A 23986-nucleotide genomic window follows, 5' to 3' on the forward strand; every position below is an offset into this window, starting at 1 on the left:
TATTTGAATATAAGTGAAGTGGTTCATAAAGGTCAATCTAAGAAGTTTTTGAATGCCTCTATCTGGCGATAGTCAATGTGTAAATGTTGGCAGTCAGCGTTGATACTACTTTGGATATCTGTTGCATGACTATCACCAATATGAAGCAACTCTTGTGGCGTGATGTTTTTTAACTCACACACTTTATGCAGCATGTCTGCTGATGGCTTAGCGCGTCCATCAATACCCGCAATAAAATGCTTTTCAAAATAGTCCATCAACCCTAACCAGTATAAATTAGAATTGCCATTACTCACCGCGAATAGGCTGTAACGCTGCTTCAGTGTTTCTAAGAGCTGATAAGTCATCGCTGGGATTTGGATCTGATTGCGCCAATAGTAAAACACGCCAAACGCCTGGTTAACTAAGTTTAAGTCACCAGCGGTTTCTAATAACATATGTTCAATGACAGCTTTACGTAAGGTCGTCATATTCTCAAAATGTGGTACATCTTGAGCGATTAATTGTTCTGATACTCGGTGCATTGCTTCTTTAGAATAATGCTCTGAAAATACGGTATGGTTTCGACATAAAAAATCATACAACTCAGACTCACACTTTTCTATAACGCCTGAGTTATCCCACAAGGTATCATCGAGATCAAAGCTGACCACTTTAACTTTTGCCCAATCTATGGCTCTTAATTGTTCTTGAATGTCTTGCACAATTTTAATCTTTTTTCTTTTTCGCTCTTGGGTGGGCCGCGTCATAGGTTTTCGCGAGATGTTGAAAATCTAAGTGGGTATAGATTTGCGTCGTCGCGATACTGGCGTGACCGAGTAACTCTTGTACAGCACGCAAGTCACTCGACGACTCTAAAACATGAGTGGCACAAGAGTGGCGCAATTTGTGAGGATGCAAGACATCGGTTAAACCTTGACGCTTGCCCCAATAATTTAAACGCTGTTGAATAGCTCGGTTGCCTAAACGCTGGCCTCGGCTACTCAAAAATAACGCTTTCTCCTTGTGGTCTTTTAAAAATACCACACGGCTTTTGATCCATTTTTTTAATAATTTAGAAGCAGCATTGCCGAACGGCACTTCACGAATTTTTCGACCTTTACCTAACACTCGAAGCGTTTGGTCGCTGAAACTAATTGAATCTAGATCCATAGACGACAATTCTGTCAAACGAATTCCCGCTGAATATAACAGTTCGATCATTGCTTTATCACGGATTTCTATCGGCTCTTTTTCAGGCAGACTATCAATAAAATGATTGAGACTATCAACGTCAATATTTTTCGGAAGGCGCTTCGCTTTTTTCGGGCCTCGTAAACCTATCGCTGGGTTCGTTTTTATTGTTTTTTGCGCGACCAAGTAATCCAAAAAACCACGCAGCGAAGATAGCTTTAATCCTATGGTCGCAGCAGAAGCTCCGTTTCGATGATGATGCGCCATCCACAGTCGAATATCTTGACTGGAGACGGTCTGCCAATCAGAAACTCTTTCTTGGATATAGTTCGTGAAGTCTAAAATCTGGCGCTGGTAATTCGAAACCGTATGCTCCGAGTATTGCTTCTGATGCAATAGTCGGTCGCAATACTCTTTCACCACTTTTTTCATGGGGGTTATGCTTAGCCTACTTGGTTAAGCAGGCTTCCGCTACATCTCCAATGAAGCGCAAGAACAAGGTCCCCATATCCGCCGTGAACAACTCGACGTTATGGCTACCTAACGCAATAATCCCGACTTCTGCACCCTCGCCTAGAGGAATCAGCGCATAAGACTCTAGCGGTTTATCGCTTTCAAAAAGTTGTGCGATGCTTTCGGTGACTCGCCCACAGACTGGGTCGTCTTGAATAAATTGTTGGTCGGTAAATTTTCTCAGTGTATCAATATCTGAGGCCTGTACTTTTTCCAGGTTGTCTTTATTGTTGCAAAGCCAGACTTGGCAGTCATCAATATCAAAATAATCGTGCATTTGTTCGATCAAAATATCGATAACCTGCTGCTTGCTTTCTGCTCGAATCACATTGACCGCCAGCTCCGAACACTTGACTAAAAGCTCACTGTTCACATGAGCATTGTCCATCATTTCGTTTAGGCGACTTTGCATGGTTTCTGTTCGTTGTCGCAAATTCAAAATTTGACGCTCAACTAAAGATACCGAACCATAAACCCGGTGGTTAATTTTCAATTCTTCCAAGAGCTGCGGATGGCGCTCAAAAAACTCCGGATTTTTTTCCAAGTAATTTGCAATCTTTCCTTCCACTCGTATTAAGTCTTCAGCAGCTTTGCCCATCTTTCTCTCTCATTCACTTCTTAACGACATTCATTGTTAAAAACAATGCCTGGATTAAACATCAATTTGACCTTCAAAAACCACCTTAGCTGGGCCGGTCATATACACTTGATGCCCTTTACCTGCCCATCGGATCCATAAACTTCCACCCGGCAATGTCACTTTTACTTTTTCATCAAGTAGATTTTGCAAGCGACCAGCAACCACTGCAGCACACGCGCCGGTACCACAAGCCAACGTCTCGCCGACTCCACGTTCGAACACCCTTAGTTTGATTTCATTCGTTTGAACCACTTGCATAAATCCCACGTTTGCTTGCGCTGGGAAATAACTGTGATTACTGAGAATAGGCCCGACTTTTTCCACCGGTGCCACATCCACATCTTCGACCTGTAACACACAATGTGGGTTTCCCATCGATACTGCGCCTACTTTATAACGAATGCCCTCAGCGTCGATCATATAGCTATCCGCTTGCTCAGCAAAACGTAAAGGGACTTTCTCAGGCTCTAGTCGAGGCTTGCCCATATTAATGGTAATCAAACCATTATCTTCGAGCACCGTACTCATGGTCGCCGTATTGGTCGATAACCTCAACTCACGCTTCCAGGTTAATCCTTTTTGACGGACATATTTAGCAACTGCTCGCGCTCCATTGCCACAATGTCCCGCCTCACTGCCGTCCGCATTGAAAATTCTAAAGTGAAAATCTGCTTCGGGATGCTGCGGTGCTTCAATCATCAACAGCTGATCAAAACCAATACCAAAGTTGCGATGCGCTAATTGATTGATCTGACCTTGATTCAAATACACTGGCTGTGAAATCGCATCCACCACCATAAAATCATTACCGATACCTTGCATTTTGGTAAAAGGGACTATCATGGAGCCTCCTTTTGATGCTCGTCTTGATTCACTTCATCAGGTTCAGGTTTTTGATTTTCTGAGCTTTTTTCAGGCTCTTCCTCAGGCATATACAAAGGTCCTTTCTGCCCACAAGCGGCCAAGATCAATACGGTCAAGCTCGCTAATCCCAGCAGCCGTACACGTTTCATCGTCATCATTATCTTTTTTCTCGGAAAATATGTCTTATCTTGCAATAGCTTGGTTTTGACTGCAAGCAAGATTGCAATCAACCTCACATCTGGCACAATATTCAGCCAATTAAGACGCAATAGGTTCATTTTATGAGTACGCTGACTGAATCTGAATTTAACGACAAGATGGATCAGACCATCATTGCCATCGAAGAGGCTTTAGATGAGCTCGACGACTTGGATATCGATTACGAAACCAGTGGCGGCATTTTAACCATCACGCTGGAAAACGGCACTAAAGTTATTATTAACCGTCAGACGCCACTGAAGCAGCTATGGTTAGCCGCCAAAGATGGTGGTTATCATTTAGACTGGAAAGACCAACAGTGGCAGACCGATAAAGAACAAGAGCCGCTTGAAATCTTATTAAACCGAGTCTTAAGTCAGCAGTCAGGCGAAACGGTTGAACTTTCGCTCGACCTATAACCGTATCAATTAAAGATTTTTAGGATATTTATGAGCCAATCACACTCAGAATTATTACCTTGCGTCACAGTAAACCCTTCAGCAGAACACAAAGCTACCGTTATCTGGCTACACGGCCTTGGCGCTGATGGGCATGACTTTGAACCGATTGTTCCTGAGCTTCAACTGCCAGCAGAGCTTGGTGTGAAATTTCTGTTCCCACATGCCCCAGTGATGCCAGTCACCATCAACGGCGGCTATGAAATGCGCGCTTGGTACGATATTCGCGATGCTGACTTAGCTAACCGAGAAGATAAAGAAGGGGTGCGCCAGTCTGCAAACTTGGTCGAAAAGCTTATAGATGCCGAAATTCATGTCGGTATTCCAAGCGATAAGATCGTGTTGGCTGGCTTTTCGCAAGGTGGGGCAATTGCATTACATCTAGCGACTCGTATCAGCCATCAGCTGGCTGGCATTGTTGCCTTATCAACCTACCTCACTATGCCCGAAAGCCTCGTTGATGAGCAGTCCAAAGCGAATAACACAACGCCTATCTTCATGGCTCACGGCTCTCAAGACCCCGTTGTACCAATGCAGCGCGGTCAATACAGTGCCAAAGTACTGCAAGAGAATGGTTTTGACGTTCGCTGGCAAGATTACCCGATGGCCCACGCGGTTTGCTTAGAAGAGATACAAGCTTTGGGGAGCTTCTTAAAAACTATACTTTAAGGGTTTCGGTTTGCCGTGATCATGCCTTATGATCACGGTGCAGCAAACTTGCAGCTGGATTCAACCTCATAACCCAGATAATAATACTCTTGCCAGAACGGCTTTTGCTCGCCAGTCTTATCATCCCATGCATAAAAGTTCATACCTTCTGAAGTAGTACAGTAACTGAATTTATCCGACATCCCATTATCGTTAACATCTAGCCCCTGGGTGATATTTTTTTCAGTTGTTACGACTACAACACCGAGGTTTTCTTCCTTTAGATCCAGGCCACTGACAGATCTTACTTGGTAGAACACATAACCCTCAGCGAGATTAGCTTGCCCTCTATCCCCAATCAAAGGTGCGCAAGACTCTTCCGAAGCTTTGCCTCGGGCGATTACTTCCACATAATTTTGGTCGTTGGTTACTAAAAAGATATGGTTATCTGATTGTAACCCTTCATTAATAGCGACACAGCTACCATGATACCAAGCTAGTTTATATCCACTTTTACCTGCAGAGCGGTCATCCTGACACCCTGTCAAAAGCACCATTACTATAATAATTACGAATCTCAAACTCTATCTCCCGTTATATGACCAATGCGGCGCATCTGACTTAAGCTTTTTAACACCGTATGACTCGCCTAATTTATGCAACATGCTATTACCGTTAACATTTTGCATATATGCGATCGTCATTACTGTTCCGTCTTTTTTCTTAACTTTAAGGTTATTTTTCCAATTAATGGTCATATCAATGGCTTTTCCTTGGATATGATTGCTCGACAATGACGGAGGAAAAACACTCCTAGGTGGAACAGCTAAGCCAAAACCACGAACCATTTCTAATGCTCCAGCTTTGCTTTTAGCCGCATCGCCGTGATCCCAATCAATATCTACCCCAACCATACTTTTTGCATCTTGGGGTTTACACTTTCCTTGTGATATTTTCCATGACCAATGAAATAAGTAAGCTCTTTTGGGACTACGCTTGGTTGTTGATACTGTGACCGTTGCACCTGCATCCTTTAGCGCTTTTATGAATGCATTTATTTTTGGCTGGAATGTTGAATCTAAATCTGAAATTGAATTGCTATTGAGTGCGTTTGAGTTCGCCCAAGTGACCCAATATTTACCACTTTTCGTTGCCATGTGCTTCCCTTCACAAATTTTTTTATTTTATACGTTACATTCCCTTAACACTCAACCTTATATTTATCTTAAATTCATAAATGAGACATAATTCTCGACAAGACCTCACCCCAAACTGGCATAGGTTCCGTTTTGATTTAAGAACCAGCGGCTGAATCTATCTTGTGGTATCGGCTTGGAGATGAAGTATCCCTGAGCCATATCACAGTCGGTTTGTCTTAGGTAATCATAGACTTCCAATGTTTCTACCCCCTCGGCTATGGTCTTGACCCCCATTTTCTGGGCTAGGGTTACCGCAGCATCGACAATATACACGGCGCCTTTATCATGCGGTAGGCGTTTGATGAAAGACTGATCGATTTTAATCAGTGAAGCTGGCAGTCGATGCAAGTATTGCAACGAGGAGTAACCGGTACCAAAGTCATCAATCGAAATTGAGAAATTCGCTTCCGCTAGTTGCATGAGTGTATCTATTGCCTGCTCCATATCCACCACGAGCGCCCCTTCGGTGACTTCCAGCTCAATCCACTTCCCATCCACTTTATATTCTCTTAATAATCTCATTGCTATTTGTGGGAATTGAGGATGAAGCAAGTTTCGAGTGGAGATGTTCACTGAAATGGGGATTTCTACTCCCTGCATACTCCAGACTTTGTGCTGCTTAATCGCTTCTCTTAGTGCGAACTCGGTAATGGTTTGAATTAAGGTGCTTTGTTCAGCTCTAGCGATAAACGAACCCGGCGTCAACAAGCCTCGCCGCGGGTGTTGCCAGCGCAACAATGCTTCTGCGCTACAAATATCTCCAGTTCTCAAGTCGATTTTTGGCTGATAATAAAACAGTAACTGCTCATCATTAATGGCAGTTTGCAATTCTCCTAGTATCGAGATATTTGCTTCTTTTTGCGTTGCCATAGCAGGGTTAAATGCAGTCATGTCAACGGACTTTTCTTGAACTAAAGACAGTGCCGCCTCAGCGCGATGCAAATAAACCTCAGGAGCCTGTTCGACACGATTAAAACTGACATACCCAACACGAGTTTCAATATGTACCGAAATATCGTTATAAGTCACGGCTTCTTTGAGTAACACACTCAAGTTATCTAGAAACCGTTTGTTAGTGATATCGCCTTTGTCTAAAACCATAGCGACTTGCGCTGAATCCGTATGATAAATATCGTCACCACCATTTAGCGCTAGCCGACGGGCCATCTGACGCGTAGCATCATCAATCACGCCAAAGCCGAAAACAGATTTCAGTTCTAAAATATTGTCGATCGCAACAACCGCTAAAATGATCTCATCACCGGTTTTACTTCCTTTTTCCAAACGCTCCATATCCTTAAACAAGGCATGACGATTTGGCAGTTTGGTGGTTGGGTTGTAATTTGATAACCAATGTAAACGCTTGGTATATTTAATAACACAATCACTAGCAAACCCACTTAGCGAACCGATTAAGACAAAAAAGCCCATTCGATATAGCCAATTAGCTGTTTCCTGCATCTCACCACTCACGACGTCAATCGGCATAAAGGGACCAAGTATAATGCCAGCCATTATTGCCATGGCGATACCGCCCTTAGTGCCAAACACTAAGCTCGCGAGTAAAATCGGGATATACATGGAATGTGAATAGACATACTTAATGCCGCCGGTGAAGAACACCAGCAGATAGACAAGCGCGGCCAAAGTTATTATCAGTGGAATCATTAAACGGCGAATTATTATTTTGTGCCGTTCTACCCAGTCTAGGACTTTAGGGGCTTCCATAACCAACCTCCTAATGGCAACTGAGCAGCATCCTTCAGCTATGAGAAACACTGCTACTAATACCATACTAGATCCATGTTTCAGCCTTTACAACCCTTTGCGCTATAAAAACATGCTTATTTTCAAAGGGTTAATTATCACTCTCTATTCATATGTGTGGATTTTTTTACCGATTTAAGCGACTATTAGTCTCATGAATGATGAGCCTGAAACACAGTCCAACGCCACTCAGCTCCCTGATTTTTGTCAGGCAGCCACGGTATACCTGACAATTATTGCCAGTGTACTACTAGCATTATTGCTAAGCCTAGTTACTCCACAGTGGCATACCGGCTTTTGGTACAACCTGAGCTTACACTCGTTATTCGTGTTATGGGTCTCGCTCACCAGCTTAGGAACCTTGTGTTTTTTAAGGCATTACCTTCCGGCGAAAACGTTAAAAAAACTTTCCCTTAAACGCTTTTCGAGCTTGGCTATTGGGGTCATTTTATTGGTAACCCTGTGTTACAGCTTATTGATCAGCTTTTACTTGAGCCAAGAGCCATCGTTATGGTTTTTGCTGCGTAATATTATTATCGCCTTTATCGTTAGTGGCGTACTGTTCCGATATTTTTACCTAAAAGAAGAAAGCGTCCGTCGTATTCGCTCTGAAGCCGAAGCGAGAGTCCAAGCATTACAGTCGCGCATTCGTCCGCACTTTTTATTTAACAGCCTTAATACGCTGGCGAACCTAGCGGCGGTCGATCCGGAAAAGACGGAACACATGATTTTAGACATGGCCGATATTTTTCGAGCCAGCATGAAACGCTCAGATGTGTTAATTCCTTTTTCCGAAGAAAAGCAGCTCTGTCACCAATACCTCAGTCTTGAAACGCAAAGACTGGGGGATCGACTGCACGTTGAGTGGCAGGTCAATCATATTGCTGACAATCTTTTGGTTCCGCCTCTGCTACTTCAACCACTGCTTGAAAATGCGGTCTATCACGGTATTCAAAAACATCCCCAAGGCGGTACTATTCGCATTAAGGGAATCAGTTATCAAAAGCATATTCAGTTGGAAATCACCAACCCTTTGCCACCTTCAGATGCTATCGCACATAAAGGAAACTCGATGGCTTTAAACAATATTCGACAGAGATTAGAAGTGCTCTATGGTAATAAAGCGCAACTCTCGTATCATCAAGGACAGACCGAGTTTTACTGTATCTTAAAAATTCCAAAGCAACTGTAAGCGTACCGGGGAACGCCTAGTTATGTTAAAAACGATCATTGTTGATGACGAACAACCTGCTCGCCAACGTATTCATCGATTGCTTAAGACTTACTCTGAACTAACGGTTGTCGCCGAAGCGAGTAATGGCGAGGAAGCACTCTCATTGATCCAGCAGCACCACCCAGATTTGGTGTTTTTAGACATTTCCATGCCCGTCATGAATGGCGTCGAGTTAGCAAGAATTCTCAGCGATGACTTCCCTCAACTGAAAATTATTTTCACCACCGCCTACGATCAATACGCATTAGAAGCTTTTGATGTTAACGCCACTGATTACCTGTTAAAACCGATCCGTAAAGAACGCCTTGCTAAAGCTTTATCGAAGCTGATTAAACCTCAAGAGCAAGAAGACTTTATTACGGTTCGTGAGCGCGAGGTAGTGCGCAAAGTTTTACTGAAAAACATTCTGTTCTTACATTCGGATCAAAAATACGTCGAGATTCATCTGGCTGAAAAAACCCTACTCAGCAATGAGAGCCTAAAAGATCTGGAAACACGCTTCGCACAGCACTTCTTGCGCATTCACCGCTCGACCTTAATCAACCGCTTGCACTTCTATGGTATTGAACAAGACGATGGCCAATATGTCGCGCTGTTGCGCCATACCGATACCAAGCCAGTCATCAGTCGTCGCCATCAAACTGAAGTCCGTCAATTTTTACAATCTTCCGATGACTAACAGGCTGAAATTAGGCGAACTTGGCGTAATTTATGCTAAACTTGCACCAAATTTCGTAGCAATTATTGGTCTCATCTAACCGACCATTTTTTATGAGCATATCAACCATTCGTATCGCCACTCGACAGAGCCCACTGGCTCTTTGGCAAGCAGAATATATCCAGCAACGACTACAATCCATTCATTCTGGGCTGAGCGTAGAGTTAGTGCCAATGACCACCAAGGGCGACAAAATTTTGGGTACTCCCTTAAGTAAAATCGGTGGTAAAGGCTTGTTCGTAAAAGAATTAGAGCAGGCCATGCTGGAGGATCGGGCTGATATCGCTGTTCACTCAATGAAAGATGTGCCTTATCGCTTTCCAGAAGGCTTAGAACTGAAGGTCATTTGTGAGCGCGAAGATCCTAGCGATGCTTTTGTCTCAAATAACTATCATACCTTAGAAGATCTGCCGGTTGGCGCCACTATCGGTACTTCAAGCTTACGCCGAAAAATGCAAATATTGGCGTTGCGCCCCGATCTTCACATTACCGATTTACGCGGTAACGTCGGCACACGCTTATCTAAGTTGGATATGGGTCAATACGATGCCATCATCCTTGCTTCAGCGGGACTTATCCGATTGAAACTGGCTGATCGTATTGCCAGTCGTTTTGAACCCGAGCAATTACTGCCCGCTCCTGGACAAGGAGCTGTCGGTATTGAAGCTCGAACCAACAGCCCTGAACTTGATCAACTGCTGGCGCCTTTGCAGGATGATGAAACCGCTTTTCGAGTTAAAGCTGAGCGTATCATCACGCAAACCCTTCAAGCCAGCTGCTCCGTTCCGATTGCGGCTTTTTCTACGGTTAATGATGGCCACTTGTCGTTGCGGGCTTTAGTCGGCGGAATCGATAACCAGATGATTGAAGCGACCGCTGATGGCGCGCTTACCGATGCTGAGGCTATTGGTCAAACGGTTGCTGATTCATTACTCGCTCAAGGCGCTAAAGAGATGATCGCAGCCTTGGGTACTGACGCGTAACCCTGGTTTTCTGGTGGTGAGTACTCAGCTGAAAATTGTTGTCACTCGCCCCTCACCCTTTGGTGAGGCGTTGTGCAGTGAATTAGAGCCTGAGAATTTTTTCTGTATTCACTGTCCCTTAATTGATTTCCAGCCTGACAGCAGTTACGACAAAGACCAACGGCTGATACTTCTAAAGCAGTCTCAAACTTGGATTTTTATCAGCCGCCAAGCGGTTAACTTTTGCTTCGAGGTCTTTTCTGAAGCAGAGCAAGCATCCCTACATCAACTCAGTGCCGACAAAAAGATTATTGCCGTTGGTTCAGCGACCGCTGATGCCCTTGCTCAACTTGGTATCGAGGCCATGGTTCCTACGACACCGAACAGTGAAGGCATAATTGCCCTCTTAGGTCAGCATCAACTTGCAACACAAGCCACCCTTTTAATTCGCGGCAATCAAGGCAGAGCGTTATTACAAGAGTATTTCTCGGAAGGACATTTATCCATTCTTCCTGTGTATCAGCGTCATACCACTCAACACCGGCTTCAACCTGTCGATCAAGCCACCGCAATCGTCGTTACTAGCGGCCAGCTCATGGAGTTAGTCGCACAGCAGATCACTGAGCAACAACAACGCCGAGATGTCACTATCATTAGTGGCAGTCAAAGAATCAGCCAAATCGCACAACAATTTGGCTTTACAAATTGTTATACTGCAGAAAATGCTTCAAATACTGCCTTAGTAAAAAGCTGTATTTTATGGCGAAATAGCGTAACTTAACGTCATGATGTAGAACAAAGCGTTGGTTCATCCATAACCATGAATTCATAACTAGAGAAAGCACCGATGAGCAATAAGGACAACCAGACAGAATCACAAGAGCCTCGTCTAGAGGAGCAATCTCAACCATCGACTGATACCACTCAGGACCATCAAAAAACGTCAGAGGCCGATCAAGCGGCAGCAGATTCTGCGTTTGATGAGCCAGAGAAGGGCTCCGATCAGGCTGCCGATAAGCCTCCCAAAAAACCACGGAGTAGTGGTAAATCAGGCACTGGGCCAATTAAGTGGTTTATATTCTTGATCCTGTTTGCCGCCATTGGTTACGCCGTTTATTTTGGCTGGCAAAAGTGGCAAGACTATCAAACTAATCTCAAAAAAGCTGATCGTATCGATCACATTGAGCAACAGCTTTCGCAACAGCAAAGCCGCATTCAATCAAGGTTCTCCGAGCAATCTCGACAACTGACGACACTGTCTACTGAATTGGAGCAAAGCCAGCGCTATATCAGCCAACTGCAAGACCAGTTACGCACTACGCAACGTAAATTTCAGGCTTTAAGCTCGGAAAAGCAACAAGACTGGCTGCTGAATGAAGCTGAATATCTGATTCGCGAAGCTTCTTACAAATTAAGCTTTACTGATGACGCCGCTTCCATTATTGCGTTATTACAAGCCGCCGACGCACAGCTTGCTGAATTTAATGATGGCTCATTAACGCGAATTCGCCAAGCCATCAGCGACGACATCAACGCGGTTCGAGCCAGTGGCAACCTCGATATCGAAGGCATTGCCATTTCGCTTGAGACCTTAAAAACCAATCTCAACCAGCTAGAGCTTGCCAGCATTCAGCTTGATAGTCAGTCGCACATAGAAGACGCGCCTAACAGTGACGAAGAAACTTCCCGTTGGCAGCATTTCAAAAATTCACTGTCGAATGCCGCAAGCAAATACTACACGGTTCATCATTTCGACGAGTCTGCCCAACCTTTTATCAGCCCGCAAAAAGATCGACTTTTACGCGAAAATATACTGCTTAATTTGCAAACAGCCCAGCTAGCGGCACTGCAGAGTAACCAGACTTTGTATCAGTCTAATCTGCTCAATGTTAAGCAGTGGGTTGAACAATACTTCAAACAACAGCCAGCGACGACACAGGCCTACTTGGAGCAAATTGATGAGCTGCTTGCACGCTCGGTTGAACTGGATCTGCCACAATCGTTGCAGTCTTACCAATTGATAAGCCAGCTGTCACAACAAAAAGTGAATCAATGGTTAGAATCGCAAGATAACTCAGAAGACACCACCAACGACGAGGAGCCATCATCATGAAATTGAAGTGGGTTATTCTTCTCGCGCTTTTTGGTGGCCTCGTCTTGGGCCCATTAATCAGCAATGTTCCTGGCTCAACCTATATTTTACTTGATCAGACAGCGATCGAATTTAAAAACAATTTTGCGCTAGGTCTGCTTTTATTATCACTCTTTGGGCTGTGGGTGCTATGGATTCTCGTGCGCTACCTTCTCAAAACCAGCAATATTACTGTCGGCTGGTTTGGCGATCGCAACTTGCGTAAAGCTCGCCAGCAGACCATCGACGGCATGATTGCGCTGGCTGAAGGTCATTGGAAAACAGCAGAAGATTTATTAATTAAGGGCGCTAAATTCCGAGACACCAAATTGATCAACTATCTCGCCGCCGCCCGCGCTGCACAAGAACAGGACGACGATAAAAGCCGCGACCAGTACCTGCAAGCAGCGGCCAAAGCACAACCCGATGCCCATATTGCGATTGGCTTAACGCAAGCTCAATTGCAGATCCAGCACCGCCAGTTTGAACAGGCATTAGCGACATTGACCCATCTTCGCGAGATGTCACCGCACCACCCTTACCTGCTTAAATTGTTGCATCAACTCTACACGCGTCTATTTGAATGGGGACAAGTTTTAGAGTTATTGCCAAAACTGCGTAAGTACCGCGTTTACTCTCCTGAGCGTCTGGATGATCTTGAGGTCATCGCTTGGGCTGAGCTGCTGAGTGTTAAAGCTCAACGTGAAGGACTTCCTGCAGTTAATGATCAGTGGCTTAAACTGCCGAAAAATGTTCGTAAGCGCCCACAAACACAGCTGGCTTATGCTGAGATTTTGGCCAAACATCATCAATACGATCAGTTGGAATTACACATCAAAGACTCGATGAAGCATCAGTGGCAAGAGCCTCTGGCCAAGCTTTATGGCCATATTCAAAGTGAAGAGCCATCGCGAACACTCGCCACCGCTGAGTCTTGGCTGAAGATTAAACCGGGAAATACAACTTTACTAACCGCGCTTGGAAAGCTGTCGCTACGCGCACAATTATGGGGCAAAGCTAAAAATTATCTTGAGCAAAGTATCGCACAAAAACCGACCGCTGAAGCTCATTATTATTTAGGGCAAGCTTATCGTGAGTTAGGCCACCCAATCCAAGAGCAAGAAGAGTATCATCGAGGATTAGCCAACCTGATCCAGCCCGATGCCATACCGCAACTTTCGCCAGCACAACATCCGGAAGATAAAACGCTATAACTCTTTAATTTTGATCACCTGAGCCGGAGTTACACTCGACTTCGGCTCAGCTTCCACCGTTTCATCATCCGTAATACGTTCCACAAAATCGCACTCCACACATTCCCGTATGAAAACGTCATCTTGGTAAAAACAGACAATGGTGTCCATCGCTTTACACTCGGGACATCGAGCGCCAGCGACGAAACGTTTTGGCGTAGTTTTATGGTTCATTGAATTTACTGACCGATTACTATAAGGTGCTTTTTCGACCCTGATTTTTCGCCTCTTAAAAAGAGACGTTTAGGCCCACTAGTCTAACATAAAAACACATACCTATGAGCTGGTTAAGCATTCTACCGCCTATCGTGGCGATTATTTTTGCCATCTGGAAACGTGAAGTTACCATCGCCTTACTGTTGGCTATTTTTACCGCCTCGCTAATTTTCGTCGGCGGCAATCCAGTTTACGCCTTTACCGATACTGTTGATCGGATCATCAATGTCTTCTCCAGCGCGTATAACACCCGTATTTTAATGTTTAGCCTGCTAATCGGCGCTCTGATCCAGCTGATCAAAATATCCGGTGGTGTTACAGCCTTGGTTAACTGGCTAACACAACGAAGTTTAGTTAATAACCAACGCAAAGCAGGCATGCTACCGACGGTTCTGGGCAGCTCAATCTTTATTGATACCAACATGAGTGTGTTGACTGCTGGCCTTTCGTCGCAAGCCCTTTTTGATAAATTTAAAATGAGCCGCTTGCGCCTGGCCTACATTATTGACTCAACCTGTGCGCCGATCAGCGTTCTCATCCTACTTAACGGCTGGGGCGCAGCCATTTTGGGCTACGTCGAAGAAACCGCCGTCACCGACCCAACTTCAGTCATGTTGGGCAGTATCGGGCTAAACTTCTATGCTATCGTCACCCTGCTTATCGTTTTCTACACCGTATACAGCACCAAAGTTCATGGCCCCATGCGAACCATGGAGCAAACCATCGAGACAACCGAGCCAGTCGAGCAATCATTGCCAGAAGCCACCAAAAAGCGTTACATGCTGCTACCGCTTGTCTTCATGGTTGTTAGCATTCTGGTCTTTATGTTTATCACCGGCGATGGTGACTTGCGTAAGGGTTCTGGCTCTGAATCCGTTCTTTGGTCAGTGATTCTGTCCACACTTCTAGCATTCGCCCTGCTGCGTTTCGACGCCAAAAAGCCAACCAAAGAGCTAATGGCACAAAGCTTTAAAGGACTCGGCAATCTCTTACCTTTAGTTACTTTGGTACTGCTTGCCTTTGCGCTATCGTCCGCTATGGGTGATTTAAAAACCGGCGAATTTGTGGCCCAGGCTGTTGGCGAATTTATTCCGCTGTGGCTTATTCCTGCATTAATTTTTGTCCTTGCAGGCTTTATCTCTTTTACCACAGGAACCTCGTGGGGTACCTTCGGGATACTCATCCCCATCGCTATTCCACTAGCGTTAGCCTTAGGCATTTCGCCAAGCTTGGTGCTAGGAGCTGTGTTGGGCGGTGCCGTATTTGGCGATCATGCCTCACCGATTTCCGACACCACCGTGATTTCGTCATTGGCCGCCGGGTGTGATCTACTGGATCACGTTAAAACTCAGTTGCCATATGCCTTAACCGCTGGCGGAATCAGTATTGTGCTGTATATTATTTTTGGTATTTTTCAGTAATTAAGAATTTTAATTTGTCATGAGCAATCCACTATTACGCTACGGCGTGGTCGGTAACCCGATATCACACAGTATGTCGCCGCAACTGCACCAGCAGTTCGCGCAGCAAATAGGCATCACTATCGTCTATTCAAAATACTGCCCAAGTAGATTGGGGTTTAACCGTGTGCTCAATGATTTTTTCCAGACAGGCGGCAAAGGCCTCAACGTAACCGCGCCTTTTAAGCTCGACGCCTTAAACTATGCAGATTTAATTACTGATCGGGCCAAAGACTCTAACAGCGTCAACACACTGGTCTATACGCTCGAAGGTATTCTCGGCGATAGTACCGACGGTATTGGCTTTCTGCGCGACTTATACGCCAAACAAAAACAGCACAGCATCGACTTTCAGAATAAACGAGCCGTTCTTCTTGGCGCCGGTGGTGTCGCCCGTTGTATCGCCCAATCACTATTACTTGATGGTTTCGAGGTTTACCTAATCAATCGCACCCAGAGCAAAGCTGAGCAGCTAGCAAAAGATTTGTCACATTTGGGTACTATTGAGCTATACGAATTCTCTACTCCCAGAGAAGCGATAGCCGTAGACCTCATCGTCAACTCCGTCAGCTTTAACGCCGACAAGTTTCTAACTCAAATTCACTTTGCCGAAAGCGCCGTCGCCTACGACCTTAATTATGGCGACAAAGCCGGCCAGTTCCTAGAAGCCGCAAAACCCCACACCAATCACCAATTTCATGGCCTTGGCATGCTGATTGAACAAGGTGCTGAATCGTTTGGACTTTGGACGGGGAAGTATCCGGATACATCAACTATCAAGCTATAAGAATAGCTCCTATTTATGACAGAAATCGAATTAGAAACTATTGCGAACGACTTTATTAAATATTACGAAGAAGCCGCTGATACACAGACAGCTAATCTCTATAACCTATCGCAATCCTCTCCGTATTTCTGGGCAGAAGAACTTATTATGGATCTCACTTTTGAATCCCCAGACAAGCTTTGGCCAATAATCCTCGCTATTTTCGCAAAAAAACCACCGCAATCAGTCATTGAGGTCTTAGCCGCAGGTCCACTTGAAGATTACCTTGCCACCAATAATGAAGAATTTATTGTTAATGTCGAGAATCGCGCTAAAGAAGATCCAAAATTTGCATCTTTACTAGGAGGCGTTTGGCAAAACGGTATGACTGAAGAAACTTGGACACGCGTGCAGAAGGTTTGGGATCGTTCTGGCTGGGACGGTGTTCCAGAATAACCATTCGCAAAACACGGTAAAGTTTAGTATAAAAACATCATTAGGATAATGAAGGTATAAAGATGGATGGAATAATAGGGTTTCTGCTCTTATTGGCTTTATTTGTAGTGCTCGGTGCTATTTTCGGTTGGGTTGCTTTTTTTCGGACTAGCAGACTAGATGAGGCTTATCAAAGACTTGCTGCCGACTATAAAAAACTTAAGCAACAAGTCAGGGAACAATCATCAACTTCACAACAAACTGTTGATAAAACTAATCAAACCCTAAAACATTCTCCCAGCTCTATGTCTGATAAGCCTAATCCCGAACGTTTGGCTACTAAAGCTGTAACACAACCCACAGCAACAGCATCGACTAAACAGACAGCCCCAAAAACAACTCAAGTACCGTCTACCTCGGCAAAACCTACGAGCACAACACCACCCAAAAAAACCAGTCGCCAACCGAAACCTCAAGCGGATTGGCAGCGTTCCTTGGTCGAAAACTGGATGATCTGGTTAGGCGGTATCTCGGTCGGTTTGGCTGGCATTTTCATGGTCAAATACAGCATCGATGCCGGCATGTTAGGCCCTAAAACACAAATTAGTATGGCCATTATCACCGGCATTGTGCTGCACATAGCCGCGGAATGGCTTCGTCGTCGCAACAAAGGCAGCGACCCAGTGTTCGCTTCGCTCGCGGGCGGTGCCAGCATTACGCTGTACGCTGCTCTATTGGCTGCATTACATGTTTATCACTTGGTTGAGCCCGGAACCATTTTCATCGCCTTAGCGATAGTTTCGTTATTCACAATGGGCATGGCGTTATTGCATGGCCCTGTACTTGCCATATTAGGCTTAATCGGTGCTTACGTTGTGCCTATTTTAGTCAGTACCGGTAGCGGTAACATGGTCGCGGCTTTAATTTACACCCTGATCATCAGTGCTTCGGCGCTACTGCTCACCCGCTATGTTTTCCGAAATTGGTTGTGGTGGAGCATTATCGCTGGCTCATTAGGCTGGTGGGCACTATCCCTCACCACCAATCAGGCAGATGACTTCCGCGCCATCTACTTAGCAATTTTGGCATGGGCGCTTCTCGCCATTCCTTACTTCGACTGGTTGCTCAGCGGTAAGCGAGACTCAAACGAGCACCAGACACTAACGCCTACTATCTCTATTGCCAGCCGCTCTTTTTCTGTGCTGCAACTAGTCCTAAGTCTTATCTTACTCGCATGGGGTATCAGCATGTACGCCGAGGGCTACGGTGCATTAAGGTTTGCCTTATGGTCACCGCTAATTATTGTAAGTTTTTTTGCAGCCCAAGGTCGCAAGCAACTATGCCTGCTACCTTGGCTCGCGCTGGTGATTCAATGGTTCGTTTGGTTTGCCATCGGCTTTGAACAGCAAACTGGGCATGCTGCTTATCAATTCCGTGCCTTACCCGATAATCTCACACAACACTTTCTAACTTTTGCTGGACTGAGCGCATTGCTCTATTCCGGCTTTGCTGTTTGGCAGTGGTTGCGTCAGGGCTTTTCTCACCCTAGAGCATCGTTGGCACTACTTGCGCCGCTTATCTGGTTATCCTTGTCCTATTTACAGGTTCATGGGCATACCCAGTCGCTGTACTGGGGATCGGTCGCGCTTGGCATAGGGCTTAGCTATGCCCTGATTGCCGGGCTTCGCCTTAAGCGCAGTAGCACTGATGACGTTGCATTATGGTTTACGCTGTCAGCCCATTTTGCCTACTCTCTGGCCGCCGTATTATTCTTCCGCGAAGCCATGCTCTCGCTCGCATTAGCCGCGCAAATGGTATCTTTGGCTTGGTTAACGAAGCGTTATTCGTTTCCTTGGTTACAGCTGTTATTAAAAGTTGTGGTTTCCGCTGTGGTCATACGCCTAACGCTAAATCCCTGGCTCGCTGATTACCCTACGGATATCCATTGGTCGATTTACACTTATGGTGGCTCAACTGCCTTCGCTTTCTTGGCCAGCCGTCTCTGCTCCGACGGTGGAAAGATCAAGCTTTGGTTAGAAGCAGCCAGCTTACACCTACTGGTACTAACGCTTGGCACCGAGCTTCGTTATTGGCTTTACGATGGTGCGATTTTCTCTGAGCAATACCATCTCACTGAAGCTGCGATCAACACTTCGCTATGGGCAGGGTTATCGCTTGTTTATTACCGCCGAGCCACTATCAGCGATCAGTTAGCGTCTTTTTACCGATTGTGCTCAAACATTCTATTGATATTGGCCTCAGCCAGCTACGTTATCGCTGTCATCCCTAAAAACCCATGGTGGAACAGCAATGTCATCAGCGACACACCAATATTTAACTTATTGTTATTAGCCTATGGCGCTCCTATCATCCTTGCGTTGTTAGTCGCACTTTACCACCAGCCTAAGTCCCGGTCGTTCGCCTTCAAAGTCAGTGGATTCGCGCTCTTTCTTTTCATCACGCTGGAAATTCGCCACCTGTGGAAAGGCAGCGACATGTTGTTGACATACTCCACCGGCCATGGCGAGCTCTATACCTACTCTGTCGTCTGGATGCTTCTAGCCATAGCCGCAGTCTTGTTTGGCGCAAATTGGCAGAATAAGCTTCTCAATAAAACCGGCATGGCCTTACTCGCCGTAGTCATCGGTAAGATATTCCTTATTGATATGTCAGGACTCGACGGACTTTGGCGCGTCGCCTCATTTATGGGATTAGGTTTAGCGTTACTTGGGCTGGCGTGGTTGTATCGTAGGGTTACCACTGACACAGATAATAACACTAGTAGTTGATTACAAACGGTATCTAGTTATAGTTTATCCAGCATATTCCATTGTAGTGAAAACGACGGTAATATGCTGGTAAAGCCAGCTTGAGCGTTAGTGTTATCCATGAAACGTTTTTTAAAAGAAATTACCTCTAGTAATGAAATTGATCACAGCCCTCACTATTTGTTGAGTCAAGAGCTTGAGTTTGAATTCACAAAGTCCATTTTAACTTTTGCTTTGGCATTTATCGGGGGAATTGTTTCACTAAAAACAGTCCTAACTATCGAAAGCGCCTCCGAAGATCATTTTTTTTATGCCATAGCAGCCGCAATACTTTCAGCTTTATTTGCTTTTGAGTCGCAACAAGGAATTATTAATGATTTAAGGGTAGGGCGTAGTCCCAGTCGAGCTAAACGTTTCTATCGCCGAACAGCAGCACCAATAATGCTTGGTACCGCTATTGGCTTCGCCGTTACCTACTTTGAAGTCATTTAAACATAAAAAGTTAAACGGCCACTCTAATGAGGAAATCTTGATCGTCATTCAATCTTCCGTAACCTTATGAGCTTCGGAGTACCCTATTGACTACGCTAGTAATAATAGTACTCCAAGTTTCTTCCTTCAAAGTCATTCGTGATGATGGCTTCCATTTCCTTTAATAGCTCGAAGTCCGCAAATTCAGTGGCAATAGAATGCATTTTGGGCATTCTGCGCTTCATGTTGTCATCCGTGTCGCTAACTTCGAACCGTAACTTACAGGCCGCTTCCCGACACTCAACCCCTGAAAATATGACGCCTTCTTCAGCTAGCTTATCGTAAATACCATTATCATGGATATAGTTATTGATTGTTGCTTGCTTGGCGCTGCTTTCGGGCGTTTGGTTACTCTTTTCGAAGGCATCGACCACTGATTCTACAGTTTCTGTGATTTCGTCCTCAGACATTGCCTCCCTCAACACCCTTTCAGCCATTTGAACCTCAGCCTTGCTCACGGCAGCATCCAGCTCTTCTTTTGTGTATAACCTTTCCTCTGGTTCACTAGGGGATTCATCTTTAATTACATCGCTTGCACTTTTTGTTGCTTTAGGGCTATGCAAGTAGCTAGGTTTTTTATCTTCTGTAGGCTGCTTAACAACATCGCCATTCTTTATTTGCTCACCCTTTTCACTGACTTCCTTTGGCTTGACTAACAAAACCGTTACTCCGCCGATTAATGCAACGCCTAATAACAACACAATGATTTTCTTCAAACTTTATCTCCTTTTCCTTGTTAATTTTTAGATAATTTTTTTAACTCAATTATTCCAACAGTAGAACACTCTAGCTTCTGAGCTAGGGCAAGGCGCGGAAAAACAGTATGAGAATGCGGAGCGTACTTGAACTACGTGAGCACATTCGAATACTGTTTAATAAAGCGTTGCCGACGATCAGGAGCCAGCAATCGGTGGATGATGAATCATCTGTACTCTATTCCCATCCGGATCAAGACAGTAAAAACTGGTTGCGCCGTCGCGATGTCTGCGTGGTTCAGTCAGCATTTGGACGCCATGTTCTTTCAAAAATTCAAACCATTGCTCCACCTCTTCGGCGTTATTCATAATAAAACCGAGGTGATCGAGCTTTTGACCACCAGACGTGTCTAAATCAGGCTGTTTACGATGCAGCGCGAGGTTGTCGTGGCCTTTCGAGGTTAAGTAGACGTTGTCCTCATCTGGACGCCATTCGACGTCCATACCGAGCAACTCGACGTAAAAATGCTCTGCGGCAGCTAAGTCATCAACAAATAGAGCGAGGTGGCGCATACCAAGATGCTGTGCTGGTCGTTTCATCTGTTTTAAATCCCGTTACACTGGCACGATTTCATAGCTGGTCTTGACCGGCATGTTCGGATCCAACGAGTGCATCACCGAGCAATATTTTTCTACCGATAAATCCACCGCTTTTTTGACCTGCTTAGTGGATAAGTCTTTACCCCGCACCACGAATTTAAGCGTTAATCCTGTAAAGCGACGAGGCGGCTCGTCGGCACGCTCTGAGTCAACTTCACAGTGACAACCGGTAATGTTTTGGCGTGCTTTTTGTAGAATCATCACCACGTCGACCGATGAACAAGCACCGATAGACATTAATAGATTCTCCATCGGTGAGACGTAATCGCCTTCCCCACCGAACATAACGTTTTGTCTTTTGCTGTTTTTGCCAATAAAATTGAGGTCGTTGACCCAGTCGACAGTTACTTTCATGTGATTTGTGACCCAGTTTGAACTTTTAGAGGCTATATAGTGCCACAACAAATTTGATTTTAAAGAGGCACGGCACTAAGATTTCATGCTATATTTTGAAAGATTACAACAAAATAGGAAATAATATATGGCGTTACCTTATCATTTGGCTCAAGACGAGACCATTCAGTGGTTTCTTAATCATTGTCAGAGACGCCGTTTCCCTACTAAAAGTACCCTGATCTACGCAGGCGATTCTTCGAACACCCTGTATTTTCTTCTAGAAGGCTCGGTTACCGTTCTAATTGAAGATGATGAAGGTCGTGAGTTAGTACTCGCTTACCTTAATCCTGGTGATTTCTTCGGCGAAATGGGCTTGTTTACCGAAGAGCATGATCGTACCGCTTGGGTCAGAACCAAAACCGAATGTGAAGTAGCGGAAATCAGCTACGATAAATTCCGCCAGCTGACCAAAGAAAATCCTGATGTCTTATTTAAGTTAGCCACTCAGTTAGCGAACCGCCTGCAAAAAACCAGCCGCAAAGTGGGCGACTTGGCATTCCTAGACGTCACAGGTCGTGTTGCACACGCCTTGTTAGAGCTAGCGAAAGAACCCGATGCTATGACGCACCCTGATGGCATGCAAATTAAAGTCACGCGCCAAGAGTTAAGCCGTATCGTTGGCTGTTCTCGTGAAATGGTTGGGCGTGTCTTGAAAGCACTTGAAGAGCAAGATCATATCCATGTAAAAGGAAAAACCATGGTGATCTTCGGCGCTCGCTAGCCGCAAAAGCTCAATATTTTTAGCCCTGTATATGCAGGGCTTTTTATGCTTGTTTCGCAGACTCAATAAAATTCTTCAGCAACTGATGCCCTTTTTCGCTCAAGATCGATTCTGGGTGGAACTGGACACCTTCCAGCTTTAAGGTTTTGTGCTTAATGCCCATGATGTACTCCAACTCACCTTCTTCGTCTTCGGTCCAAGCGGTAATTTCAAATTCTTCAGGCAAACTTAGTTTATCCACAATAAGCGAATGGTATCGCGTGGCTTCGAAAGGATTTGGTAGACTTTCAAAGACACCGGTATTGTTATGATAAATCGGCGAGGTTTTACCGTGCATGACTTGCTTTGCTTGAATGACTTTGCCGCCGAAGACCTGCGCCATGGCCTGATGACCAAGGCACACTCCCAGTATCGGATAGTCACTGGCTAACTTTTCCAAAATATCGAGCGTAATACCCGATTCGTTGGGAGTGCAAGGACCCGGCGAAATCACGATATAGTCTGGTTTTAAAGCTTCGACTTCCGCAATCGTCAATTCATCGTTTCGTTTGACTAACACTTCAAGCCCTAACTGCCCGAAATACTGCACTAAGTTGTAAGTAAAGGAATCATAGTTATCGACCATCAATAACTTTCGCCGGCTGACCGGTGGTGTTTTTATGACTAGGCTGACGATCAAGAACCCTAAACTTAAAAGCAACATGGTCACTAATGGCCAATGGTTGCCGACAAAGCCCTTGTCACCCTCATAGATCGACTTTTGTGAACAATAGTCATCGTCATAGTGGAAGCTTCCATCGGCCTCAAGGCACTGCTCAATGGCACTCTGATCGCTGACGTAATGGCCAAAAGTTGCAATCACCATCAGCGCTGCAAATATCCACCAAATCTTACGCATAAGCATTCGTCTCCACTGAGATTAAAGGAATCAATTGTTCTAAATTATCGACGACCGTATGAGGGACTTCTTGCGGTCTTATATCGCTTGCCATTAAAGCGTAGCCATAGCTAACGCCTACAAAAGGCATTTTAGCGTTAGCCGCCGCTTGGGAATCTTTCGATGAATCGCCAACCATCCAGCTGTTTTCAGGCTTAATGTCTAACTGACGACAAACGTGCAATAGTGGTTCTGGGCTAGGCTTCTTCTCAGCTAAGCTATCGCCACCCAACACCACTTCAAAATAGCGCTCGATATCAAGATGCTTTAGGATCGGCTCTATTAGCTCATGCGGTTTATTGCTAACCACCGCCATTTTAATATTGGCTAGCTTTAAGCACTGAATAAAACCCTGCACGCCCTCAAACATGATGGTGCGATCGGCAGGTAAGGCTCGGTAGCACTGCATAAAGAGTTCATACGTTTTTTCGAACCATTCGTTTTTGCCAAAATGGTGTAAAGCCTGTTCGACAAAAACCTGAGCACCACCGCCTATCCAGCGTTTAATTTGGGTTAAGGGTTGCTCAGGTAAGTCTAATTCTAAGAACGTATGATTAGCCGCGATCTGAATGTCCGCGGCACTGTCGACGAGCGTCCCATCAAGATCAAAAATGACCAGCTGGGGCGATTTCAATGAGGTCAT

28 protein-coding genes are annotated in these 23986 nt (G+C 45.0%); 14 read left to right on the plus strand and 14 right to left on the minus strand.

The window, feature by feature from the left end:
* Positions 1–32: 32 nt before the first annotated feature.
* Genes ABD943_RS05840 through lptM form a run of 5 tightly spaced genes read right to left on the minus strand, consistent with a single transcriptional unit; the run spans position 33 to position 3339 of the window.
* Positions 33–704: an HAD-IA family hydrolase gene (locus tag ABD943_RS05840; RefSeq protein ID WP_345292242.1), complete on the minus strand. Its 672-nt coding sequence runs from the start codon at positions 702–704 to the stop codon at positions 33–35.
* Between the two features lie 4 nt (positions 705–708).
* A complete protein-coding gene (gene xerC / locus ABD943_RS05845; protein ID WP_345292243.1) occupies positions 709–1605 on the minus strand; it encodes a tyrosine recombinase XerC in 897 nt (298 codons plus the stop codon).
* 16 nt (positions 1606–1621) lie between these two features.
* Complete coding sequence (locus ABD943_RS05850) at positions 1622–2284, minus strand: DUF484 family protein (RefSeq protein ID WP_345292244.1); 663 nt, start codon at positions 2282–2284, stop codon at positions 1622–1624.
* A 54-nt stretch (positions 2285–2338) separates the two neighbouring features.
* Positions 2339–3169 (minus strand): diaminopimelate epimerase, encoded by an 831-nt coding sequence (dapF, locus tag ABD943_RS05855; RefSeq protein WP_345292245.1) that lies wholly within the window; start codon positions 3167–3169, stop codon positions 2339–2341.
* On the minus strand, positions 3166–3339 hold the full coding sequence (lptM, locus tag ABD943_RS05860; protein ID WP_345292246.1) for an LPS translocon maturation chaperone LptM: 174 nt from the start codon (positions 3337–3339) through the stop codon (positions 3166–3168). Before lptM ends, dapF begins: the two co-directional genes overlap by 4 nt.
* A 132-nt stretch (positions 3340–3471) precedes the next feature.
* On the opposite strand from lptM, the gene cyaY reads away from it, so the two are divergent.
* Both cyaY and ABD943_RS05870 read left to right on the plus strand, forming a co-directional pair.
* The gene (gene cyaY, locus ABD943_RS05865) at positions 3472–3807 is read left to right on the plus strand and encodes an iron donor protein CyaY (protein WP_345292247.1); all 336 of its coding nucleotides are present in this window, start codon (positions 3472–3474) and stop codon (positions 3805–3807) included.
* A gap of 30 nt (positions 3808–3837) precedes the next feature.
* Positions 3838–4515 (plus strand): alpha/beta hydrolase, encoded by a 678-nt coding sequence (locus ABD943_RS05870; protein ID WP_345292248.1) that lies wholly within the window; start codon positions 3838–3840, stop codon positions 4513–4515.
* Between the two features lie 32 nt (positions 4516–4547).
* On the opposite strand, the gene ABD943_RS05875 is transcribed toward ABD943_RS05870, so the two are convergent.
* The 3 genes from ABD943_RS05875 to ABD943_RS05885 all read right to left on the minus strand — a co-directional run bounded on the left by ABD943_RS05875 (position 4548) and on the right by ABD943_RS05885 (position 7421).
* The gene (locus ABD943_RS05875; RefSeq protein ID WP_345292249.1) at positions 4548–5051 is read right to left on the minus strand and encodes a hypothetical protein; all 504 of its coding nucleotides are present in this window, start codon (positions 5049–5051) and stop codon (positions 4548–4550) included.
* A 27-nt stretch (positions 5052–5078) separates the two neighbouring features.
* The gene (locus ABD943_RS05880; protein ID WP_345292250.1) at positions 5079–5651 is read right to left on the minus strand and encodes a hypothetical protein; all 573 of its coding nucleotides are present in this window, start codon (positions 5649–5651) and stop codon (positions 5079–5081) included.
* Positions 5652–5756: 105 nt separating this feature from the next.
* Positions 5757–7421 (minus strand): putative bifunctional diguanylate cyclase/phosphodiesterase, encoded by a 1665-nt coding sequence (locus ABD943_RS05885; RefSeq protein ID WP_345292251.1) that lies wholly within the window; start codon positions 7419–7421, stop codon positions 5757–5759.
* A gap of 193 nt (positions 7422–7614) precedes the next feature.
* Between ABD943_RS05885 and ABD943_RS05890 the strand changes: the two genes are divergently transcribed.
* The 6 genes from ABD943_RS05890 (at position 7615) to ABD943_RS05915 (ending at position 13719) form a co-directional block, all read left to right on the plus strand.
* On the plus strand, positions 7615–8652 hold the full coding sequence (locus ABD943_RS05890) for a sensor histidine kinase (protein WP_345292252.1): 1038 nt from the start codon (positions 7615–7617) through the stop codon (positions 8650–8652).
* Positions 8653–8674: 22 nt separating this feature from the next.
* On the plus strand, positions 8675–9373 hold the full coding sequence (locus ABD943_RS05895; protein ID WP_345292253.1) for a LytR/AlgR family response regulator transcription factor: 699 nt from the start codon (positions 8675–8677) through the stop codon (positions 9371–9373).
* Between the two features lie 92 nt (positions 9374–9465).
* Complete coding sequence (gene hemC / locus ABD943_RS05900; RefSeq protein WP_345292254.1) at positions 9466–10395, plus strand: hydroxymethylbilane synthase; 930 nt, start codon at positions 9466–9468, stop codon at positions 10393–10395.
* A gap of 13 nt (positions 10396–10408) precedes the next feature.
* Entirely contained in the window at positions 10409–11155 is a 747-nt protein-coding gene (locus ABD943_RS05905; RefSeq protein WP_345292255.1) for a uroporphyrinogen-III synthase, read from the plus strand.
* Positions 11156–11221: 66 nt separating this feature from the next.
* Positions 11222–12487, plus strand: coding sequence for a uroporphyrinogen-III C-methyltransferase (locus ABD943_RS05910; RefSeq protein ID WP_345292256.1), 1266 nt, complete (start codon positions 11222–11224; stop codon positions 12485–12487).
* Entirely contained in the window at positions 12484–13719 is a 1236-nt protein-coding gene (locus ABD943_RS05915) for a heme biosynthesis protein HemY (protein WP_345292257.1), read from the plus strand. The genes ABD943_RS05910 and ABD943_RS05915 overlap by 4 nt, the downstream gene beginning before the upstream one ends.
* Here the strand turns inward: ABD943_RS05915 and ABD943_RS05920 are convergent.
* On the minus strand, positions 13714–13932 hold the full coding sequence (locus tag ABD943_RS05920) for a YheV family putative zinc ribbon protein (protein ID WP_345292258.1): 219 nt from the start codon (positions 13930–13932) through the stop codon (positions 13714–13716). The two genes, ABD943_RS05915 and ABD943_RS05920, sit on opposite strands and share 6 nt — an antisense overlap.
* 104 nt (positions 13933–14036) lie before the next feature.
* Here ABD943_RS05920 and ABD943_RS05925 point away from each other — a divergent pair, with 104 nt between their 5' ends.
* From ABD943_RS05925 to ABD943_RS05945, 5 genes are all read left to right on the plus strand, one after another.
* Positions 14037–15395 (plus strand): Na+/H+ antiporter NhaC family protein, encoded by a 1359-nt coding sequence (locus ABD943_RS05925; protein ID WP_345292259.1) that lies wholly within the window; start codon positions 14037–14039, stop codon positions 15393–15395.
* Between the two features lie 19 nt (positions 15396–15414).
* Positions 15415–16221: a shikimate dehydrogenase gene (gene aroE / locus ABD943_RS05930; protein ID WP_345292260.1), complete on the plus strand. Its 807-nt coding sequence runs from the start codon at positions 15415–15417 to the stop codon at positions 16219–16221.
* Between the two features lie 15 nt (positions 16222–16236).
* The gene (locus tag ABD943_RS05935) at positions 16237–16656 is read left to right on the plus strand and encodes a DUF6869 domain-containing protein (protein WP_345292261.1); all 420 of its coding nucleotides are present in this window, start codon (positions 16237–16239) and stop codon (positions 16654–16656) included.
* A 62-nt stretch (positions 16657–16718) separates the two neighbouring features.
* A complete protein-coding gene (locus ABD943_RS05940) occupies positions 16719–19424 on the plus strand; it encodes a DUF2339 domain-containing protein (RefSeq protein WP_345292262.1) in 2706 nt (901 codons plus the stop codon).
* Between the two features lie 99 nt (positions 19425–19523).
* Positions 19524–19895: a hypothetical protein gene (locus tag ABD943_RS05945; RefSeq protein ID WP_345292263.1), complete on the plus strand. Its 372-nt coding sequence runs from the start codon at positions 19524–19526 to the stop codon at positions 19893–19895.
* A 95-nt stretch (positions 19896–19990) separates the two neighbouring features.
* Here ABD943_RS05945 and ABD943_RS05950 read toward each other — a convergent pair whose 3' ends face one another.
* The 3 genes from ABD943_RS05950 to ABD943_RS05960 all read right to left on the minus strand — a co-directional run bounded on the left by ABD943_RS05950 (position 19991) and on the right by ABD943_RS05960 (position 21643).
* Entirely contained in the window at positions 19991–20650 is a 660-nt protein-coding gene (locus tag ABD943_RS05950) for a hypothetical protein (protein WP_345292264.1), read from the minus strand.
* 177 nt (positions 20651–20827) lie between these two features.
* A complete protein-coding gene (locus ABD943_RS05955; protein WP_345292265.1) occupies positions 20828–21229 on the minus strand; it encodes a VOC family protein in 402 nt (133 codons plus the stop codon).
* A 15-nt stretch (positions 21230–21244) separates the two neighbouring features.
* Positions 21245–21643 (minus strand): OsmC family protein, encoded by a 399-nt coding sequence (locus tag ABD943_RS05960; protein ID WP_345292266.1) that lies wholly within the window; start codon positions 21641–21643, stop codon positions 21245–21247.
* A 127-nt stretch (positions 21644–21770) separates the two neighbouring features.
* On the opposite strand from ABD943_RS05960, the gene crp reads away from it, so the two are divergent.
* The gene (gene crp, locus ABD943_RS05965) at positions 21771–22406 is read left to right on the plus strand and encodes a cAMP-activated global transcriptional regulator CRP (protein WP_345292267.1); all 636 of its coding nucleotides are present in this window, start codon (positions 21771–21773) and stop codon (positions 22404–22406) included.
* Positions 22407–22449: 43 nt separating this feature from the next.
* Here crp and ABD943_RS05970 read toward each other — a convergent pair whose 3' ends face one another.
* Both ABD943_RS05970 and gph read right to left on the minus strand, forming a co-directional pair.
* A complete protein-coding gene (locus ABD943_RS05970; protein WP_345292268.1) occupies positions 22450–23304 on the minus strand; it encodes an anthranilate synthase component II in 855 nt (284 codons plus the stop codon).
* Positions 23297–23986: a phosphoglycolate phosphatase gene (gph, locus tag ABD943_RS05975; RefSeq protein ID WP_345292269.1), complete on the minus strand. Its 690-nt coding sequence runs from the start codon at positions 23984–23986 to the stop codon at positions 23297–23299. The genes ABD943_RS05970 and gph overlap by 8 nt, the downstream gene beginning before the upstream one ends.

The organism is Kangiella marina, from assembly GCF_039541235.1.
GTDB lineage: Bacteria > Pseudomonadota > Gammaproteobacteria > Enterobacterales > Kangiellaceae > Kangiella > Kangiella marina.

What these genes read in the sequence shown, in the direction of transcription:
- ABD943_RS05870 (WP_345292248.1), top strand. Translation starts at nt 3,838, where the DNA reads ATGAGCCAATCACACTCAGAATTATTACCTTGCGTCACAGTAAACCCT.
- ABD943_RS05895 (WP_345292253.1), top strand. Translation starts at nt 8,675, where the DNA reads ATGTTAAAAACGATCATTGTTGATGACGAACAACCTGCTCGCCAACGT.
- gph (WP_345292269.1), bottom strand. Translation starts at nt 23,986, where the DNA reads ATGACCTCATTGAAATCGCCCCAGCTGGTCATTTTTGATCTTGATGGG.
- crp (WP_345292267.1), top strand. Translation starts at nt 21,771, where the DNA reads ATGGCGTTACCTTATCATTTGGCTCAAGACGAGACCATTCAGTGGTTT.
- ABD943_RS05935 (WP_345292261.1), top strand. Translation starts at nt 16,237, where the DNA reads ATGACAGAAATCGAATTAGAAACTATTGCGAACGACTTTATTAAATAT.
- ABD943_RS05890 (WP_345292252.1), top strand. Translation starts at nt 7,615, where the DNA reads ATGAATGATGAGCCTGAAACACAGTCCAACGCCACTCAGCTCCCTGAT.
- ABD943_RS05880 (WP_345292250.1), bottom strand. Translation starts at nt 5,651, where the DNA reads ATGGCAACGAAAAGTGGTAAATATTGGGTCACTTGGGCGAACTCAAAC.
- ABD943_RS05940 (WP_345292262.1), top strand. Translation starts at nt 16,719, where the DNA reads ATGGATGGAATAATAGGGTTTCTGCTCTTATTGGCTTTATTTGTAGTG.
- ABD943_RS05915 (WP_345292257.1), top strand. Translation starts at nt 12,484, where the DNA reads ATGAAATTGAAGTGGGTTATTCTTCTCGCGCTTTTTGGTGGCCTCGTC.
- ABD943_RS05875 (WP_345292249.1), bottom strand. Translation starts at nt 5,051, where the DNA reads ATGGTGCTTTTGACAGGGTGTCAGGATGACCGCTCTGCAGGTAAAAGT.
- ABD943_RS05970 (WP_345292268.1), bottom strand. Translation starts at nt 23,304, where the DNA reads ATGCGTAAGATTTGGTGGATATTTGCAGCGCTGATGGTGATTGCAACT.
- ABD943_RS05945 (WP_345292263.1), top strand. Translation starts at nt 19,524, where the DNA reads ATGAAACGTTTTTTAAAAGAAATTACCTCTAGTAATGAAATTGATCAC.
- ABD943_RS05910 (WP_345292256.1), top strand. Translation starts at nt 11,222, where the DNA reads ATGAGCAATAAGGACAACCAGACAGAATCACAAGAGCCTCGTCTAGAG.
- cyaY (WP_345292247.1), top strand. Translation starts at nt 3,472, where the DNA reads ATGAGTACGCTGACTGAATCTGAATTTAACGACAAGATGGATCAGACC.
- lptM (WP_345292246.1), bottom strand. Translation starts at nt 3,339, where the DNA reads ATGAAACGTGTACGGCTGCTGGGATTAGCGAGCTTGACCGTATTGATC.
- xerC (WP_345292243.1), bottom strand. Translation starts at nt 1,605, where the DNA reads ATGAAAAAAGTGGTGAAAGAGTATTGCGACCGACTATTGCATCAGAAG.
- ABD943_RS05850 (WP_345292244.1), bottom strand. Translation starts at nt 2,284, where the DNA reads ATGGGCAAAGCTGCTGAAGACTTAATACGAGTGGAAGGAAAGATTGCA.
- dapF (WP_345292245.1), bottom strand. Translation starts at nt 3,169, where the DNA reads ATGATAGTCCCTTTTACCAAAATGCAAGGTATCGGTAATGATTTTATG.
- ABD943_RS05920 (WP_345292258.1), bottom strand. Translation starts at nt 13,932, where the DNA reads ATGAACCATAAAACTACGCCAAAACGTTTCGTCGCTGGCGCTCGATGT.
- ABD943_RS05960 (WP_345292266.1), bottom strand. Translation starts at nt 21,643, where the DNA reads ATGAAAGTAACTGTCGACTGGGTCAACGACCTCAATTTTATTGGCAAA.
- ABD943_RS05955 (WP_345292265.1), bottom strand. Translation starts at nt 21,229, where the DNA reads ATGAAACGACCAGCACAGCATCTTGGTATGCGCCACCTCGCTCTATTT.
- ABD943_RS05925 (WP_345292259.1), top strand. Translation starts at nt 14,037, where the DNA reads ATGAGCTGGTTAAGCATTCTACCGCCTATCGTGGCGATTATTTTTGCC.
- aroE (WP_345292260.1), top strand. Translation starts at nt 15,415, where the DNA reads ATGAGCAATCCACTATTACGCTACGGCGTGGTCGGTAACCCGATATCA.
- ABD943_RS05885 (WP_345292251.1), bottom strand. Translation starts at nt 7,421, where the DNA reads ATGGAAGCCCCTAAAGTCCTAGACTGGGTAGAACGGCACAAAATAATA.
- hemC (WP_345292254.1), top strand. Translation starts at nt 9,466, where the DNA reads ATGAGCATATCAACCATTCGTATCGCCACTCGACAGAGCCCACTGGCT.